Source organism: Caballeronia glathei, from assembly GCF_000698595.1.
GTDB lineage: Bacteria > Pseudomonadota > Gammaproteobacteria > Burkholderiales > Burkholderiaceae > Caballeronia > Caballeronia glathei.
On record NZ_JFHC01000300.1, the window covers coordinates 1 to 512 of the forward strand.

General features: G+C 68.6%; 1 protein-coding gene. It reads left to right on the plus strand.

The annotated features are described in order from the left end of the window. The coding region (locus BG61_RS38890; RefSeq protein WP_035943844.1) for a P-type ATPase actuator domain-containing protein at positions 1–512 on the plus strand (512 nt) is incomplete at both ends.

A 512-nucleotide genomic window follows, 5' to 3' on the forward strand; every position in this document is an offset into this window, starting at 1 on the left:
CGACGAATCCGCGATCACCGGCGAATCGGCGCCGGTGATCCGCGAGTCGGGCGGCGACTTTTCGTCGGTGACAGGCGGCACGCGCGTGCTCTCCGACTGGATCGTCGTGCGGGTGACGGCCAATCCGGGCGAGGCGTTCCTCGACCGCATGATCGCGATGGTGGAAGGCGCGAAGCGCCAGAAGACCCCCAACGAGATCGCGCTGACCATTCTGCTCGTCGCGCTCACGATCGTGCTCCTGCTCGCCACCGCGACGCTGCTGCCGTTCTCCATGTTCTCCGTCGACGCAGCGCACGCGCTGAAGATGCCGGGCGAGGTCGTCTCGATCACCGCGCTGATCGCGCTGCTCGTGTGCCTGATCCCGACCACGATCGGCGGCCTGCTCTCGGCGATCGGCGTGGCGGGCATGAGCCGGATGATGGTCGCCAACGTGATCGCGACCTCGGGCCGCGCGGTGGAAGCGGCGGGCGACGTCGACGTGCTCCTGCTCGACAAGACCGGCACGATCACGC